This is a genomic window from uncultured Winogradskyella sp., from assembly GCF_947495255.1.
GTDB lineage: Bacteria > Bacteroidota > Bacteroidia > Flavobacteriales > Flavobacteriaceae > Winogradskyella.
In genome coordinates this window covers 112,520-129,618 of sequence record NZ_CANLYI010000001.1, presented here as the reverse complement: position 1 = coordinate 129,618, position 17,099 = coordinate 112,520, and the positions used below count along the sequence as shown (strand labels likewise).

General features: G+C 32.1%; 20 protein-coding genes. All 20 read left to right on the top strand.

The features are described 5' to 3' along the window. Positions 1-128 precede the first annotated feature (128 nt). The 20 genes from Q0807_RS00595 (at position 129) to Q0807_RS00500 (ending at position 16,925) form a co-directional block, all read left to right on the top strand. Entirely contained in the window at positions 129-452 is a 324-nt protein-coding gene (locus Q0807_RS00595) for a hypothetical protein (protein WP_044633947.1), read from the top strand. A gap of 100 nt (positions 453-552) precedes the next feature. Beyond that, the gene (locus Q0807_RS00590; protein WP_044633982.1) at positions 553-1,314 is read left to right on the top strand and encodes an NAD(P)-dependent oxidoreductase; all 762 of its coding nucleotides are present in this window, start codon (positions 553-555) and stop codon (positions 1,312-1,314) included. Positions 1,315-1,366: 52 nt separating this feature from the next. After that, positions 1,367-1,744 carry a hypothetical protein gene (locus Q0807_RS00585; protein WP_220352410.1) on the top strand — a complete coding sequence of 126 codons (378 nt, stop codon included), beginning with the start codon at positions 1,367-1,369 and terminating at the stop codon, positions 1,742-1,744. Next, positions 1,666-2,232, top strand: coding sequence for a CPBP family intramembrane glutamic endopeptidase (locus Q0807_RS00580; RefSeq protein WP_205618145.1), 567 nt, complete (start codon positions 1,666-1,668; stop codon positions 2,230-2,232). Before Q0807_RS00585 ends, Q0807_RS00580 begins: the two co-directional genes overlap by 79 nt. A gap of 67 nt (positions 2,233-2,299) precedes the next feature. Continuing rightward, positions 2,300-2,776, top strand: coding sequence for a thioredoxin fold domain-containing protein (locus Q0807_RS00575; protein WP_044633946.1), 477 nt, complete (start codon positions 2,300-2,302; stop codon positions 2,774-2,776). 301 nt (positions 2,777-3,077) lie between these two features. Beyond that, complete coding sequence (locus tag Q0807_RS00570; protein ID WP_044633945.1) at positions 3,078-4,811, top strand: helix-turn-helix domain-containing protein; 1,734 nt, start codon at positions 3,078-3,080, stop codon at positions 4,809-4,811. A gap of 255 nt (positions 4,812-5,066) precedes the next feature. Beyond that, positions 5,067-5,540, top strand: coding sequence for a hypothetical protein (locus tag Q0807_RS00565; protein ID WP_240475202.1), 474 nt, complete (start codon positions 5,067-5,069; stop codon positions 5,538-5,540). Between the two features lie 169 nt (positions 5,541-5,709). Then, a complete protein-coding gene (locus tag Q0807_RS00560) occupies positions 5,710-6,276 on the top strand; it encodes a hypothetical protein (RefSeq protein WP_044633944.1) in 567 nt (188 codons plus the stop codon). A gap of 642 nt (positions 6,277-6,918) precedes the next feature. Next, positions 6,919-7,068 carry a hypothetical protein gene (locus Q0807_RS00555; protein WP_165586786.1) on the top strand — a complete coding sequence of 50 codons (150 nt, stop codon included), beginning with the start codon at positions 6,919-6,921 and terminating at the stop codon, positions 7,066-7,068. Between the two features lie 65 nt (positions 7,069-7,133). After that, on the top strand, positions 7,134-7,736 hold the full coding sequence (locus tag Q0807_RS00550) for a hypothetical protein (protein WP_044633981.1): 603 nt from the start codon (positions 7,134-7,136) through the stop codon (positions 7,734-7,736). Between the two features lie 178 nt (positions 7,737-7,914). Continuing rightward, entirely contained in the window at positions 7,915-8,481 is a 567-nt protein-coding gene (locus Q0807_RS00545; RefSeq protein WP_115816072.1) for a hypothetical protein, read from the top strand. A gap of 46 nt (positions 8,482-8,527) precedes the next feature. Continuing rightward, positions 8,528-9,388, top strand: a complete 861-nt coding sequence (locus tag Q0807_RS00540) for an alpha/beta hydrolase (RefSeq protein ID WP_044633942.1) — start codon at positions 8,528-8,530, stop codon at positions 9,386-9,388. A 1-nt stretch (position 9,389) separates the two neighbouring features. Next, a complete protein-coding gene (locus Q0807_RS00535) occupies positions 9,390-10,340 on the top strand; it encodes an alpha/beta hydrolase (protein ID WP_044633980.1) in 951 nt (316 codons plus the stop codon). A gap of 148 nt (positions 10,341-10,488) precedes the next feature. Next, positions 10,489-10,845 (top strand): cupin domain-containing protein, encoded by a 357-nt coding sequence (locus Q0807_RS00530; protein WP_044633979.1) that lies wholly within the window; start codon positions 10,489-10,491, stop codon positions 10,843-10,845. Between the two features lie 132 nt (positions 10,846-10,977). After that, positions 10,978-12,231 carry an alpha/beta hydrolase-fold protein gene (locus tag Q0807_RS00525; RefSeq protein WP_044633941.1) on the top strand — a complete coding sequence of 418 codons (1,254 nt, stop codon included), beginning with the start codon at positions 10,978-10,980 and terminating at the stop codon, positions 12,229-12,231. A 281-nt stretch (positions 12,232-12,512) separates the two neighbouring features. Beyond that, positions 12,513-13,088, top strand: coding sequence for a hypothetical protein (locus Q0807_RS00520; protein WP_044633940.1), 576 nt, complete (start codon positions 12,513-12,515; stop codon positions 13,086-13,088). A 133-nt stretch (positions 13,089-13,221) separates the two neighbouring features. Continuing rightward, positions 13,222-14,052, top strand: a complete 831-nt coding sequence (locus Q0807_RS00515; protein WP_115816437.1) for an alpha/beta hydrolase-fold protein — start codon at positions 13,222-13,224, stop codon at positions 14,050-14,052. 256 nt (positions 14,053-14,308) lie between these two features. Beyond that, the gene (locus tag Q0807_RS00510) at positions 14,309-14,968 is read left to right on the top strand and encodes a DUF4386 domain-containing protein (RefSeq protein WP_299105126.1); all 660 of its coding nucleotides are present in this window, start codon (positions 14,309-14,311) and stop codon (positions 14,966-14,968) included. Positions 14,969-14,981: 13 nt separating this feature from the next. Then, the gene (gene trpS / locus Q0807_RS00505) at positions 14,982-16,043 is read left to right on the top strand and encodes a tryptophan--tRNA ligase (protein ID WP_299105124.1); all 1,062 of its coding nucleotides are present in this window, start codon (positions 14,982-14,984) and stop codon (positions 16,041-16,043) included. Positions 16,044-16,070: 27 nt separating this feature from the next. After that, positions 16,071-16,925, top strand: a complete 855-nt coding sequence (locus Q0807_RS00500; RefSeq protein WP_186844080.1) for a CPBP family intramembrane glutamic endopeptidase — start codon at positions 16,071-16,073, stop codon at positions 16,923-16,925. The last annotated feature ends 174 nt before the right edge of the window (positions 16,926-17,099 follow it).

The following is a 17,099-nucleotide window of genomic DNA, read 5'->3' as shown; positions in this document are numbered from 1 at the left end:
CAATCAAAAAACGAACAATTATGAAATTTTCTAACGTACAATTAGATTTATTTACGCTCATGTACTTTTCCTTTTGTGATAGAGACATAAGCTTTACATTGTGCTATAATTATTTTAAAAGTCTTATTATGAGTTATTTAAAAGTAGTATTTCAATTAATAAAAAGCCTATATCCAGTGCTAATCTTATTGTTAATATCTTGTAATGAAAACTCCGTTTCATTAGCAGATCAACCAACCCTTGCAGATTATCACGAGAATTCTTTGATGCCAAACGTTAAATTTAGGGAAATGGATACGTCTTCAGACACTTACGGAAAAGACATTTATTTTGAGAATATGGTTTTAACGAGAATGACAACGCTTGCGCAAAATCGTGAGGCTTACAGTAAGGTTATTGAATCATTAAAAAACCTAAAATATACTTATGCTGAATTACGAAATACAAATTAAAAAATGCTTGACTATAAGTTAACCCATTCTTTAACTTTTGATTTCTTTTTTAAAAATTATTGAAAACTGAGTATTGCAAATTATAAAAAATAAAAACAAAATGACAGTATTAGTCGTCGGTGCCAGTGGAGCCACAGGTAGCAAGTTAGTAGAACAACTTTTAATTAAAGAATACGAAGTTAAAGTGATTGTAAGATCGCCAGAAAAATTACCAGAATCGTGGAAAGCTAATGAAAACTTACAAATTATCTCTGCAAGTATATTAGAATTAAGCGATACGGAAATGAGTGTTATTACAAGTGGTTGCAATGCTGTGGCATCTTGTCTTGGTCACAATTTAACATGGAAAGGTGTATATGGGGAACCAAGAAGATTAGTAACAGATGCTACGAAACGCTTATGTGATGCCATAAAATCAAACAATGCTCAAAGTCCAACAAAGTTTGTTTTAATGAACACTACAGGAAATCGTAATCGTGACTTAAACGAAACCATTTCATTTGCTGAAAAATGTGTCGTGGGTTTACTTCGCATAGTATTACCACCTCATGTAGACAATGAAAAAGCAGCCGATTATTTACGAACCCAAATAGGGCAAAATAATAAACAAATTGAATGGGTAATAGTGAGACCAGATGGCTTAATTAATGATGATAAAGTTTCAGACTACGAAATTTATCCTTCTCCAATAAGAAGCGCAATTTTTAATGCAGGAAAAACAAGTAGAATAAATGTTGGGCATTTTATGATGAAGCTCATTAGTAATGCCAGTTTATGGATTACTTGGAAAGGACAAATGCCTGTAATTTATAATAAATCATCACTGATTGAAAAAAATATAGAGGTAAGTAAGAAAAACTAGACCTTAATAGAAATCAAGCAGACTTAATAATCATTTACCAAAAAATAATAACATGAAAACTCAAATGCCAGAAAGATTTACAGAAGGAAAAAGCACTTGGAATACAATCTTTATATTTCTCGGTTTGGTAATTGCTCTTACGTCACCATTTCATTATGCAATAGTTAATTTATACCCATCCAGAATCTGTGTTGGAGCTATCATGTGGTGTCCTGCAATAGCTGCATTTTTAACCTTAAAAATCAAAGGACGTAAAATATCATCCCTAAACTGGAATTGGGGAAATTGGAAATATATCCGATGGTCTTATGTTGTTCCTGCCTTATATGGTATTATCACTTATGTGCTTATTTGGATTTTAGGTTTTGGAAATTTAGCCAAAGCGAAGCCATTACAGAATGGGGAAAAGAACTTGGCTTATTTGGCATAGGCACTTTAAACCCAACAGCGATAACAATCATAGCTGTTTTTTTATTAGGCACTGTTGAAGTGATAAGAGCTTCTGCAACCACCTTGGGAGAAGAAATTGGATGGCGAGGATTTTTTATTTACGAATTGAGAAAAGTACTGTCTTTTACTGGAGTAGCAATTTTTAGTGGATTGATTTGGTCTTTTTGGCATTGGCCATTGCTAGTTTACTATAGTAACAATGTCCTATTAGAATTTGCAACCTTCACTATCGTAATTGTCTCCATGTCATTTATTATGACTTACTACACGTTTAAATCTAAAAGTCTATGGCCAGCAGTCATTTTTCATGCAGTCAGTAATGTGTATATTCAAAAAATAATGCCGCCTCTAACCATAAAAGATGAAGGAACAGAACATTGGCTTGGTGAAAACGGAATTATGTTTGCAATTGTGACCTGTGTTTTTGGAATTTACTTTTGGCACAAAGGATTGAAGGAACATATATAAATTAACTTATCTCTTAGATTTTGCAGAGTAATTATAATTTTTCAATCTGTAAATAAATCAAATACAAATGAATAACTCAGAAAACACATCAAACAATTCTCCAAAGCATATAAAAAGAAAATCCCATCCTTTTTGGCGATTTTTTTGGCTAACATTTCTTGTCGTATCGCTTTGGTATGCTTGGTACTCATTTTATGCACCTTCAAATAATATTACATGGAAAGATAACTTGGAATCTGCTCAAAAGCTAGCTTTTAATTCTGATAAAAATATTATGGTATTCTTTACCACGGAATGGTGCTCACCTTGTCGCATTATGAAGCGTGAAGTCTTTGCTGATAATGAGGTTACAAAAGCTATGGATGCTAAAGTTGTCTCACTAGAAATTAATATTGATGACCCAAATTCTAAAGCACTAGTAAAACAATATAATATTGGTGCTACACCAACAACAATTTTCATTGATCCTAAGGGAGAGGTAATTGATTACGCTGTTGGAAAAGTGGAGAAATCAAAATTCCTTGAAATGCTTCTTAACATTTAATTAAAAACAGAAATCATCAATCAATCACAAAAACGAACAATTCATGCAATTTAATGGAAAAACACAAGTCCTAAAGTTTTAAAACTACAATACCTCAACATCCCCTATCAAGAAGAACGAGTAAATGTCCTAATTATCGATTTGTTTTTAGTCTTATTTTCTTTTATTTCTAAACTTAGTTAATATACTGCGCAACAATCGTTGGCTCTCATAAATTTAAAGTTTTAATTTTATACATTTGTGTGATTAATTCATCACTTTGATCAACGAGAAATCTATTGCTGTCTTACCTTTTGTCAATATGAGTAATGATATTGATAACGAATCTTTCTGTGATGGTATTGCAGAAGAAATAATTAATGCCTTATCAAAAATAAAAGGCTTAAAGGTGATTGCAAGACGGTCTTCGTTTGCATTTAAAAATAAAAACATTGATGTTCGACATATTGGTAATCAATTAGGTGTGGCTACTGTTTTAGAAGGAAGCGTTAGAAAATCAAACAATAGCATTCGCATAACAGGGCAATTGATAGATACAAAATACGGTACGCAATATTGGTCTAAAAAATTCGATAGAGAATTAATAGATATCTTCGAATTGGAAGATGTAGTGAGTCTTGCCATAGCTGATGAAGTCCGAAACAATTTTGGGCATTTTGAAGTGCAGGACCATTTAATTAAACAACCTACAAATAATGTCGAGGCTTATCAATTATTTTTACAAGGGCGTTCATTGCAATTAAAATGGACACCAGAAAGTCTAAATCAAGCCATATCATACTATAATCAAGCTATTAACTTAGATAAAAATTACGCTAAAGCATATTATGCCAATTTACAATGCTATGGGTTATTGGCCGTTTGGGGTTATATGCCTTACCAAGAAGCTATGGATTTAGCTGTTGGCAATCTATTAATAGCCAAAGAAATAGAAACAGCATTACCCGAATATCCACTCTCTTTTGTAGGAAAGTTTCTTTGGGGTGAATGGGATTTTAAAAATGCATTTATACATATAGAAAAAGCTTTAGATATGAATCCTAATTATATTGATGGATTAGAAGCTATGACAGAGCTTTTTATAGCACTTGGCTTTTTTGATAAGGCTTTAACGTATGCAAATAGATTATTAGAGGTAGATCCGCTATCCGCAAATAACCATTACACATTAGCTAGCATTTACTACTACCAACGTAAGTTTAAAAAAGCATTAGAAAATGTAAACTACGCTCTAACACTTAATACTGATTTAGCATTAGCGCATCATTTGAAATGTTTCTGTTTAATATGGCTAAACAGAAGCCAACAGTTTCAATATTGTATTCAGGATACTACCTTGAAAGAGGAGAAAAATCTATTATTTCAACTTATCAACAATAAGGATATTGAAGTTCCGGAACAAATGATGACAAAATGGTCACAATCTCAAAACGAAGAAACGATGCCAGTTCCCTATGATGTGTTTATTTTAAGCAATTCAAGTTATACAGACCAAGGGTTTACACGCTTAAAAGAAATGATTGAGCAAAGACGTGGGCAGGTTATAAACTATAGGCTAGAACCTTTTTTACAACCGTTACATAATATCAAAGAATTTTCAGAGCTACACAAGTCTAATTTGTCCATTGAAGACGTTGATTGCCATCAAACAGACGAAGAAAAATCATCACCAATCATTTTAGATGCTCAACAAGTAGAAACGCTAAAAGAGGAATTAGGTTCTTATTTTAAAGAGGATGAACCTTTCTTAAATCCACAATTAAGTTTAAAATTCGTGGCTGATGTGTTTGAATTAAATACCAATAAAATATCCTACGTAATCAATAAAGCTTTTCATCTTAATTTTAATGACTTTGTGAATTCGTATCGCTTAAATCATTTTAAATCAATAGCCATAGATCCAAAAAACTCACATTTAACTATTCTTGGCTTAGCTTATGACAGTGGTTTTAATTCTAAAAGCGTATTTAACACGTACTTCAAAAAAACAGAGGGCACTACACCTAGTAAATGGGTAAAATCTAATACTAAATAACGTAAAGTTACAAGTCCTTTATCTCAGTTAATAGAATTTAAATTAATTTTTAGATGCCTTATCCTTTCTTAATATTTAGATTTTAAAATTATTTTACTCTTGTACACCACTAGAGTTAACCGAACAAATTTAAAATTCAAACAGTTTTCATTTTAATACTTGAATTCGTCCGAAATTATAATCTCGGACGTTTACAGTTTTCTTATACCTCAAATTTGCACCATCAAAAAACGAACAATAATGAAATCAATTATAATGAAAACTATCAAAAAACAAATCTTATTAAGAATGGCTTGCGTAGCCTTTGCATTAGTATCAAGTATAACATACGCTCAAAACACAAATCCAGAAACCTCAACACAGCGAGATGGCTTTATTATTGAATTTTCAGTAGGTGGAGGTCTAATCAGTTTAGAAGATAGTGAAGGTATTCAAACGTTCGACAAATCTCAAGGAACGTTTGTTTTTCCAGATCTAAAGTTGGGCTATATGTTGAATGAAAATCTTGCCATTACTGCCGCTATGCCAGGAAATATATATGAATTTCAAGATAACGACAGGAATTTTGGAGGTTTTATTCCATCGCTACAATATTGGGTAAAAAATCGTTGGTGGATTCATGGTGGAATTGGTTTAGCAATAGATTCGCCAGCACTATATGATATTAAAGACGATGTAAATGACGATTGGAACTTTGGTTTCGCTGTTATGGCAAGTACAGGTTATTAGATTTACAAAAAGAAAAACTTTGCGCTTAATGTGCAGTCAAAACTAGTTCTTGGCAGTGTGTCTTTAGATGGAAATGCAGATAGAGATGCAGTAATCTTTAATGTAGGCTTAGGATTTAGCTGGTTATAAGGTTGAATTTACAAATTCAAATAATTCTAAAAATATTATCATGAAAAAAACTTTAATAACCTTGATTTTTTGCGGACTAACATTAATCTCTAAATCTCAAAACACAAGTGTAGAAAAATCAACATTCGGATTACAAACTGGAGTTCTAGGAATCTGGGCTTATAATGAAGCAAAACTATCAAATACCATAGCACTGAGAACAGAGCTCGGTTTTGATTTTGGTATTTGGGAATCTACGTTTTACGATGATTATGACTCCCCATTTCTACTTACACCTGTAATAGTTGTGGAGCCAAGATTCTATTACAACCTCAAAAAACGCTCAGAGCACTCAAAACCAATTGATGGAAATAGTGGCAATTTTATTGCTTTAAAGATGGGTTATCATCCAGAATTGGCGCTGTTCAATACTGACGATGCGCCTGTAGTTAGTGACTTTTCCATTATACCCACTTGGGGAATTAGGCGAAATTTAGGTAAACACTTTGATTTTGAAGCAGGTCTTGGCGCAGGATTTAGTTACACATTTGCTAAACGCGCTGGCTACTTAAAGAACAAAAGTGAAATGGAATTAAATATGCACTTGCGAATAGGATATAGGTTTTAGCAAAAACAACACTCAATTTGACGAAACCTATCCAAGCTTAACTCCAAATAGTAAATATTTCTTTTTTCATGGGAGCTACGGATTTAATAAAGTTGATAGCAATTAGGTTGACGGCAGTGCGATTAAAAGGACGAAAACTAGACAGAGAGACCTTGGATTCTTTTAATGAAAATGCAATAAATCGAAAGAATTTGGTAGCTACTGCGCTAAGGTATTTGGAAAACTTAGTCATTGAAAAATAAATTACTGCCAAAAATGGATATAAGTCAGAAAAATTAATAAAAGATGCGATAGAAAGCCTTATATGCATCATAATTTATATAACTGCGTCATAGTTTTCAATCTATCCTCAAACTTTATACATAAGGCTTCATAAGGGGTAGGAAGCATATTGCTTCTGGATCGATCTTTGTAGAAACGAAAATCAAGTTTTTAATTATTATGGATTTAATCACTTATGTATTAGATGAACTAAGGAAAAATAAGTACTAACAAATGATTATAAGGTACAAATTCTGTTTGTAACTAGTAAGAGGTAGTTTATCATTAACAAACATTCGAATATCATATAAAGTTTAATTGATTAAAGACCTTTTTTAAGTTTATCCTAATCAAAAAAAAACAATCAAAAAGTGAACAATTATGAATTCAATTAAAAGTAAAAAAGGAATTAGACTTGCAATAGGCATATTTTCAGGAGTATTAGTAGGCTTATTAACCTCAAACATAGCTTTATGGCTTCCAATTGGAATTGCCATTGGTGCCGCGTTAGAATACTCAAAAAAATCTTAATGTAACAACTCAAATTACAAAATAAATCATCAATCAAAAAACGAACAATTATGAAATTAATTAAAATGAAAACAATCAAAAAACAAATCTTATCAAGAATGGCTTGCGTAGCCTTTGCATTAGTATCAAGTATAACATACGCTCAAAACACAAATCCAGAAACCTCAACACAGCGAGATGGCTTTATTATTGAATTTTCAGTAGGTGGAGGTCTAATCAGTTTAGAAGATAGTGAAGGTATTCAAACCTTTGATAAAGCTCAAGGAACGTTTGTTTTTCCAGATCTAAAGTTGGGCTATATGTTGAATGAAAATCTTGCCATTACTGCCGCTATGCCAGGAAACATATACGAATTTCAAGGTAATGACAGGAATTTTGGAGGTTTTATACCATCTGTACAATATTGGGTAAAAGACAACTGGTGGATTCATGGCGGAATTGGTTTAGCCATAGATTCGCCCGCACTATATGATATTAAAGATGATGTAAATGATGATTGGAACTTTGGTTGCGCCGTTATGGCAAGTACAGGTTATGAAATTTACAAAAAGAAAAACTTTGCGCTTAATGTTCAGTCTAAATTAGTGCTTGGTCGTGCGTCTTTAGATGGAGATGCACACAGAGATGCAGTAATCTTTAATGTAGGATTAGGGTTTAGCTGGTTATAAACTTTAATATATAGTGAATTTATCTATTGACAAAATATAAAAATTTAGCTCTGAACTAAAGTGAAATATAGTGTGTATTTATACGCTACGTTTCATAAACAGTAAGTTCTGAGTAATGAGAAAAAATTGAACATAAATCATATTTACAAGTTCAATTGTATCTAAAATAAATATTATCATGAAAAAAACTTTAATTACCTTGACTTTGTGCGGACTAACATTAATCGCCAAAGCTCAAAGCACAAGTGTAGAAAAATCAATATTCGGATTACAAACTGGAGTTCTAGGAATCTGGGCATATAATGAAGCAAAACTATCAAATACCATAGCACTGAGAACAGAGCTCGGTTTTGATTTTGGTATTTGGGAATCTACGTTTTACGATGATTATGACTCTCCATTTCTACTCACACCTGTGATAGTTGTGGAGCCAAGATTCTATTACAACCTCAAAAAACGCTCAGAGAACTCAAAACCAATTGATGGAAATAGTGGCAATTTTATTGCTTTAAAGATGGGTTATCATCCAGAATTGGCACTGTTCAATACTGACGATGCGCCTATAGTAAGTGACTTTTCCATTATACCCACTTGGGGAATTAGGCGAAATTTAGGTAAACACTTTGATTTTGAAGCAGGTCTTGGTGCAGGATTTAGTTACACATTTGCTAAACGCGCTGGTTATGTAAAGAACAAAAGTGAAATGGAATTAAATATGCACTTGCGAATAGGGTATAAATTTTAGCATAGATAAAACCAATCACAATCATCAATCAAAAAACGAACAGTATATGTTTTTCAAATCAAAAGAAGGAAAAGACAAAATCTTATCCCTGTATAGCCAGAAGTTAAATGAGCTAAATATTGAATATTCCGAAGAATCGGTAGAAACAAAGTTTGGCGTTACAAATGTTATTATTACTGGAAACGTAAAAAACCCTCCATTACTCCTTATTCATGGCACAGGCGGTTGTGCACCATTAATATTAGAATCATTTCCTAATTTATCTTCAACATATTGTGTCTATGCAATAGACGTACTTGCCCAACCTAATAAAAGTGCTGAAAACAGGTTAGACATGAAGACTTTAGATTATGGAGAATGGTTAACGGAAGTTATTATTTTACTAGGATTGAAAGCCGTTACTTTAGTAGGATTTTCTTTTGGAGGCCTTATTTCACTAAAGACTTTAGAATTTAACGAACGACTCATAAAAAACGTTTTTTTAATAGCGCCAGTTTACATCGTAAATGGAAATCCTTTTATAGGATTATTTAAGATGTTTATTCCTTTAAAGAAATTTATAAAAACGGGTAATGATAACTATCTAAAAAAAGTCATTAAAGCTCTTTTTAGTGATGCTGATAATTTTGCCATCCAGTTTATGGGAACCACTTTTCAAAATTGTAATATGGACTTTTCACCATTACCTGTAATAGCTAAAAAATCTGCTCAACAAATTGAAACACCTATTACCATTTTCGCCTGTGAAAACGATATTATGTTTCCTGGTAGAAAATTGATTAAAAGAGCCAAACGAATATTTTCTTCTATAGAAGACGTTGTTTTGATTGAAGATACTAAACACGTACCAAATTCAAAAGGTTTTAAAAAAATAGAGGATTTAATTATTGATAAAAACAGATACTAAAATGATAGCAGAAATAAAATCTTTAGAATTCCCTAGTCCAAATATAATTTCAATAAATGGAATTGAGTTAGAAGTATTTGAAGCAGGTAAAGAAAATATTGGCAATCCAATTGTACTTTGTCATGGTTTTCCCGAACATGCTTTTTCATGGCGTTATCAAATCTCAGCACTTGCTAAAGCTGGTTATCATGTCATTGTTCCAAATCAAAGAGGATATGGTTATTCATCTTGCCCTAAAGACGTAACAGCATATGATATCACCCATTTAACAGGTGATATGGTAGCTTTACTTGATTATTACAACTACAAAGATGCTGTTTTTGTGGGTCATGATTGGGGTGCAAATGTAGTTTGGAACCTTGCACTCTTACATCCAGAGCGGGTAAATAAAGTCATAAATCTTGCACTACCTTATCAAGAACGCGGCAAAAAACCATGGATTGAGTTGATGGAAGCGTTTTTTGGAGACGATTTCTATTTTGTTCATTTTAATAAACACCCAGGAGTTGCAGATGCTGTATTAGAGAACCATACAGAAAATTTTCTTCGTAATTTATTTCGTAAGAATGTACCTCTTGCACCACCAGAACCAGGAATGTTAATGATGAACCTTGCAAAAGCAGAAAAGCCTTTTGGTGAGTCTATTATGAACGACGATGATTTGTCTGTTTTTGTAAAGGCCTTTAACAATTCCGGATTTAATGGCGCTATTAATTGGTATAGAAACCTCGACCGGAACTGGCACTTATTAGCAGATATTAACCCAATCATCAAACAGCCTACTCTTATGATCTATGGCAATCTAGATATGATACCAAAATTTGAAAGGCTACAGGATTTCGTTCCGAATTTAGATGTTATTAGTTTAGATTGTGGCCATCACATTCAACAGGAATTACCACAAGAAACTAATCAATCAATTTTAAAATGGTTGGCAGAATTTAATGGCTAAAAAAGAGAAATGGAAACAAGAATGGTAATTTATAGAGAGGAAGCAGAATTTGTTAGAGACTATAAACAAGCATTAATTTTTGAATCTATTTTATAAGCGTAAACTCATTAATAAATATCCTTTTCACATAACTTCATTATTTTATATTATGAATATAAACGAGCAACTTAAAACCATAAAAGACTACTATTCTCCTAAAATAATTGGTGAAGTAAATGATGTTTTTATAAAACTTGTAAAAATACAGGGAAACAAAGTGCCTTGGCATCACCATAAAAATGAAGATGAATTATTTTATGTGCTTAAAGGAAGTCTTGTTTTTGAAATAGAAAACCAAGAACCATTTACAATGAAAAAGGGGGATTTGTTCATTGTAAAAAAAGGAATTAATCATAAAGTCAGTTCTAAAAAGGAATGCCATTTAATGCTTATTGAAAATAAATCAGCTTTGCATACAGGAAATGTGATTTCTGAGATTACAAAATCAATCAATAATCAAAAATAATGAAACACTAGTGCCATCAGAATTTCAATTTAGGATTAAAATAATATTAGGTCTGAAGCATGCTATTTTAAAATAGATAGCTGTAGAACTTTATCCACCAACAAAAAAACAACAATTAATAAAAACAACAAAATGAGCAAAGGATTAAAAATAGTATTGACAATAGGACTCATTATTGTCTTTCAAGGTATATCGGCACAATCGAAGTTGAATCAATCGAGTGAATTTCAAACAGAAATTATTGATTCTGTTTATTCAGAGGTATTCAAAGAATATCGAAAGTTTTGGGTTAAACTCCCTGATAATTATAACCCAAATAGTAGTGTAAAATATCCTGTTGTTTATTTGTTAGATGGATTTTCTCTGAGAGAAAATTTAGAAGAAATTTATGATAATTATTGGGGACATTATTTGCCTCATATGATTCTAATTGGAATTTCTAACAAAACTAACAGGATACGGGACTTAACTACTTCTCAGATTAAAATGAGGCGTGGGCAAGCAATGAATAAAGAAACTGGTGGTGCGGAAAACTTCACCCAAAGTATTGAAAAAGAACTAATCCCATACATTGACAATAAATATCCAACCACGGCCTATCGTACCTTAATTGGGCATTCTTATGCCGGTTTGTTTACGGTAAATATGTTGGTTAATCATAAACATCTCTTTCAAAACTATATAGCCATAGATCCAAGTTTGGATTGGGACGACCAAAAATTATTGAAGGAGGCAAAAGAAAAGCTGAGTTCAGAAAGTTATAAAGGTAAATCTCTTTATGTGTCTTTAGCAGCAGAACAGCTACACATGTGGGATGAAGAAATAACCATGGAGAATATTATGGACGACGCTTCAGAATTCACTTTGTTTGCACGTTCAATCGTTGACTTTTCAACTTTTGCGACCTCTCAAAAACAGAGTGGATTAAATTTCTCATGGAAGGTGTACAATGAAGATTTACATGGTACTGTTCCGCTCCCAACGATGAGAGATGGATTGATTTTTCTTTTTAAATGGTACCAGTTTAAATCTCCGCAAAAATATAATAATCCTGAAACGACAGTAGAAGAATTGGTTAAGCTATTGGAAAAACAAGAAGAAATCTATTCAACGCATTTTGGTTATCCCTTCCCTCCAATGATTGAGGAAATGTTTAGTGGCTATGGCTATATGAATTTAGAAATGGGGCAACCTGAAAAAGCATTTATGTTTTTCAAATCGAATATTGATTATTACCCCAACAGCGCAAGTGCCTATAATTCAATGGCAGACTATTATGAAGCTCAAAATGATATTACTAATGCACTAAGGTTTGTGCAAAAAGCTGCTGAATTAAGTAATGACGAATACTATAAAAACAGAATTCAAGAACTAAAAAACAAATAACAAAGGCTAACATTTTGTATAACCCGCAATATGCATTAGAACTTTGTTATGAGAATCAAAAACACAATAAATCAGGATGTTAAATTTGAAAAGCATAGCATCGCTATGGTTAGAGAAGATAACGAAACGAAGTAGCTGATTTGCAGTGTTTTTGGTTCGTAATAGATTTTCTAATTCATAATGCGGATTTAAGTAATGCTAAAGTAGAAGTCTTATAAGAAACTACTAAGCAATCTGACACTAACTATCCAATTTATCGTTAGCACTTATTTGAGAAAAAAATGAAACGATTATTAAAATTCATAGATAAGAATATTTCGGGCAAAAAGGTTTTAAGTCTTTTTATTTTGACCAATCTTGTTTACACTTTTATGCTGACAGTCACCATTCCCAAAACAATGGAATTCTCTAACGGAATTAAATTATTGGATATGATGCCCACAGGATATGACTTGAATTATGTTAGTGAATTATTCAATTCGCTTGGAGAAAATGGACGTTTGACGTATCTAACCAATCAAATACCTGTTGATATGTTTTACCCACTGCTATTCGGACTTTCTTACTGTCTGCTTTTGGGTTATTTCTTAAAAAAATTGAACAAATTAAATTCCCCATATATTTATCTCTGCGTAATACCGATAATTGCTGGAATTGCAGATTATTTGGAAAATATCGGAATTATCACAATGCTTAAAAACTATCCCGAATTGAATGAGACTGCAGTTTATACAACTAATATATTTTCAGTTATAAAAAGCATTTCAACAAGTATATTTTTTATTGCATTAATAGTCATCTTAGTAACACTTGGAATTAAAATATTAAACAGAAAAAAAACGGCTGACACTGTATAAAATTAATTGCTTGTTTTAGCCAATTTATGAAAGTTCTCGCGGACTTTCTACCCGTAATTTATCTGCTAAATTAGTTGCTTAAACCACGCAAATGATCTTATACATAACCGTTACCAAACATATAAAGCAAACTATGAAAAATTTGACATTTGTAATTTTATATATTCTTCTTTCAGGAGTACAAACCACATTTGGACAGAATGAAACAGATGATATTATAGTAGGAAGTAAGTTCGTTATTAAATCTAATATTTTAGATGAAGAAAGAACCTGTTTAATAAGTCTTCCTGATTCATACAATAATTCATCTGAAGTTGATAAAAAATATCCAGTTATCATATTATTGGATGGATATACTCATTTTAAAACAGCATCTGGAATAGTACATTTTATGAGTTCTAATAGGAATCGAAACAATTTAATGCCTGAAAGTATTATTATAGCCATAGAGAATGTTGACCGAGAACGAGATTTTACAGTTACAAAAATTAAGACCAAACGACCGAATAATATGGGAGGTGGAAGGATTTTTTTGAATTTCATTGAGAAAGAACTAGTACCTTATATTGATAAAAAGTATAAGACAGAACCGTTTAGAACTCTTGTTGGGCACTCTTTAGGAGGACTACTTACACTAAATTCCTATATGGATGAAAATAGCGTATTTAATGCTTACATTTCTATAGACCCAAGTATTTGGTGGAATGAGGAGATGATGAAAAACAAAGTTGATTCTATTTCCTCAATATCATTAGATAAAAAACTTTATATCGCTACTGCCAATCAAGGAGAGGCTAATTACGAAAGGAATAAACAAAGACACGACTCTCTCTATACTTTAATAACAAAGAAATCGGATAAACCTCTAAATATCGAAATAGAATATTTTGAAAAAGAAAACCATCGCTCTGTACCATTAGTAGCTTTATACGAAGGGTTAAAATATATTAATCAAGAGGAATGATTTCGAAGCTAGTAATATCAACAAATACGTTTGGTAACACCGTATATAATTTATTGCTGGCTTTTTGCCTACTTGCGAAAGTTCTTGCGGACTTTCTTGGTCGGTAATTAGTTGCTTAAAACACGCTACAAACCATATACAATCACGTTGTGTGCCATTAGGGCAAAACTGTAACAATTACTCTTTTACAGAGTCAGAATTAGTATTAAATAATAAAAATAAATAAACTATGATTGCAAATACAGAACAGAAAAATTTGATTAAGACCGCTAGAATAACTGGCTTATGGTATTTAATGATGGCTATTACAGGAATTCTAGGGTTTATGGTCTTTCATTCTCAAATATTTGTGTCTGGTAATCCTGAACAAACGCTAACAAATTTAATAGAATTAGAATCTACAGCAAGAATTAGGTTGCTATTAGAATTTGGTATCGTAATTTCTCAGGCACTTACCGCAGTTTGGTTTTTTAAATTATTTAAAGATAATTATGAATGGGAAGCCTGGACTCTAGGTATATGGGGTATGGTAAATGCTTTAGTCATTATGATAAGTGCAATTTCAATCGCCTCAGCAATAGGCATTGCAAATTCTGATATAAGTGCTATGGAAGATAAAGTTTTACTAATTCAGGTTTTTCAACATATAATTTCTAATGCCTGGGGTATTGGTGGTCTTTTCTTTGGACTTTGGCTGTTTCCTATGGGATACATAGTTATCAAATCTAAAAGAATGCCCATCTGGTTGGGAAGAGTTATTGTTTTAGGTGGTATTGGCTATGTATTAAGTACCTTAATCCACTATGCAGGCATTGATTTTAGCTTCAATGAATATCTTACGCTACCGGCAACTATTGGTGAATTTTGGATGATTGGTTATTTATTAATTTTTGGCATAAGACCTAGCTATAAGTAAAATTAAACAAAAAATGTTAAATAAAAGTTTTGAAAAAGCAAAAGAGCAAAGCAAATTATTAGAAAATGATTTGTATAAGAATCCTCATAAGTATCGCGTATTAACGGGAGATAGACCTACAGGTAATTTGCATCTTGGACACTATTTTGGCTCAATTATAAACCGATTAAAATTACAAAGTTTGGGAATTGAGACTTATATTTTAATTGCTGATTATCAAGTGTTGACAGATAGAAATGTTTTTAATGAAATTTCAAAATTCACCTATGAACTAACTTTGGACTATTTAGCCTGTGGATTAGACCCTGAAAATTATAAAACTCATATTTTTCCACATAGTCATATTCCTGAATTAAATCAACTAACTATTCCATTTCTGACATTAGTTTCTAGTTCAGAATTAAACAAAAATCCAACTGTTAAAGAAGAAATTACTGCTTCAGGACTGAGAAATATTAATGCAGGAATGTATATCTATCCAGTTCATCAAGCTGCTGACATTTTGTTTTGTAAAAGTAATGTGGTTCCTGTTGGAAAAGACCAATTACCTCATATAGAATTAACTCGGAAAATTGCAAAGCGCTTTAATACCAAATTCAATAAAAATATTTTTACAGAACCAGTTGCACTTTTTACTGATACCCCTACTATTCTTGGGTTAGACGGTATTCAAAAAATGAGCAAAAGTCGCAACAATTCAATTATGATAAAGTCAACAGCTGACGAAACAGCAAAACTAATAAAATCTGCCAAAACTGATTCAAGTCGTTACATATCTTACGACCCCGAAAACAGACCAGAGGTTTCCAACTTACTTAAGTTAGCTTCCTTATGTTCAGATAAAAGTCCATCCGATATTGCTCATAAAATTGGCGACCAAGGATCAGGAAAACTTAAACAGCTAACAGAAGAAGCCATAAACACATATTTTGAGCCTATTAGAAAAAAAAGAATAGAGCTTGAAAAAAATAAAGATTATGTCAGGGATATTTTGCTTAAAGGTATAAGTAAGGCGAGAGAAACAGCGATTGAAACGCTGAGCGAAGTCACTGAAGCAATGAATATGAAAATATAATGGCACCATAAAAAAAAACTACTCATCATGATAAAATCTATAGAAAATAAAAAACAAACCTGGATAACAATATTCTTATTTCTGGGTCTTGTATTTGCTCTTACTTCACCATTCCATTATGCAATAGTTAATTTATATCCATCACGAATATATGTTGGCGCTATCATGTGGTGTCCTGCAATAGCTGCATTTATTACCTTAAAAATAAGAGGTCGTAAGATTTCATCTCTAAATTGGAATTGGGGAAATTGGAAATATATACGAATGTCGTACGTTATCCCAGCCTTATATGGTATAATCACTTATGTGCTTATTTGGATTTTCGGTTTTGGAAATTTAGCCAATAGCGAAGACATTACAGAATGGGGAAAAGAACTTGGCTTATTTGGCATAGGCACTTTAAGCCCAACATCAATAACTATCATAGCTATAATGTTGTTAGCAACTATAGAGGTTATTAGAGCCTCTGCAACAACATTAGGGGAAGAAATTGGATGGCGAGGATTTTTCATCTATGAATTAAGAAAGGTTCTTTCATATACTGGTGTATCAATTTTTAGTGGATTGATTTGGTCTTTTTGGCATTGGCCATTGCTTGTTTACTATAGTAACAATGTCCTATTAGAATTTACAACGTTCACTGTCGTAATTGTTTCTATGTCACTTATTATGACGTATTACACGTTTAAATCTAAAAGCCTATGGCCAGCTGTAATATTTCACGCAGTAAGCAATGTATATATTCAAAAAATATTACCTGAATTAACCATTAAAAATGAAGGAACGGAACATTGGCTTGGCGAAAACGGAATTATGTTTGCAATTGTGACTTGTGTTTTTGGAATTTACTTTTGGAGAAAAGCAATTAAAGAAAAATTATAAATAAAAATACAGTGAGAAATACCGTGTATAATTGCTTGCCAGTTCGCTGCGCTCGTTTCATTGCTAGTTCTAGCCTACTTACGAAAGTCCTCGCTGACTTTCTATCTGCGATTTATTTGTTAAATCAGTTGCTTAAATACATAACGAATCATACACAATCACATTAAAGCCAAT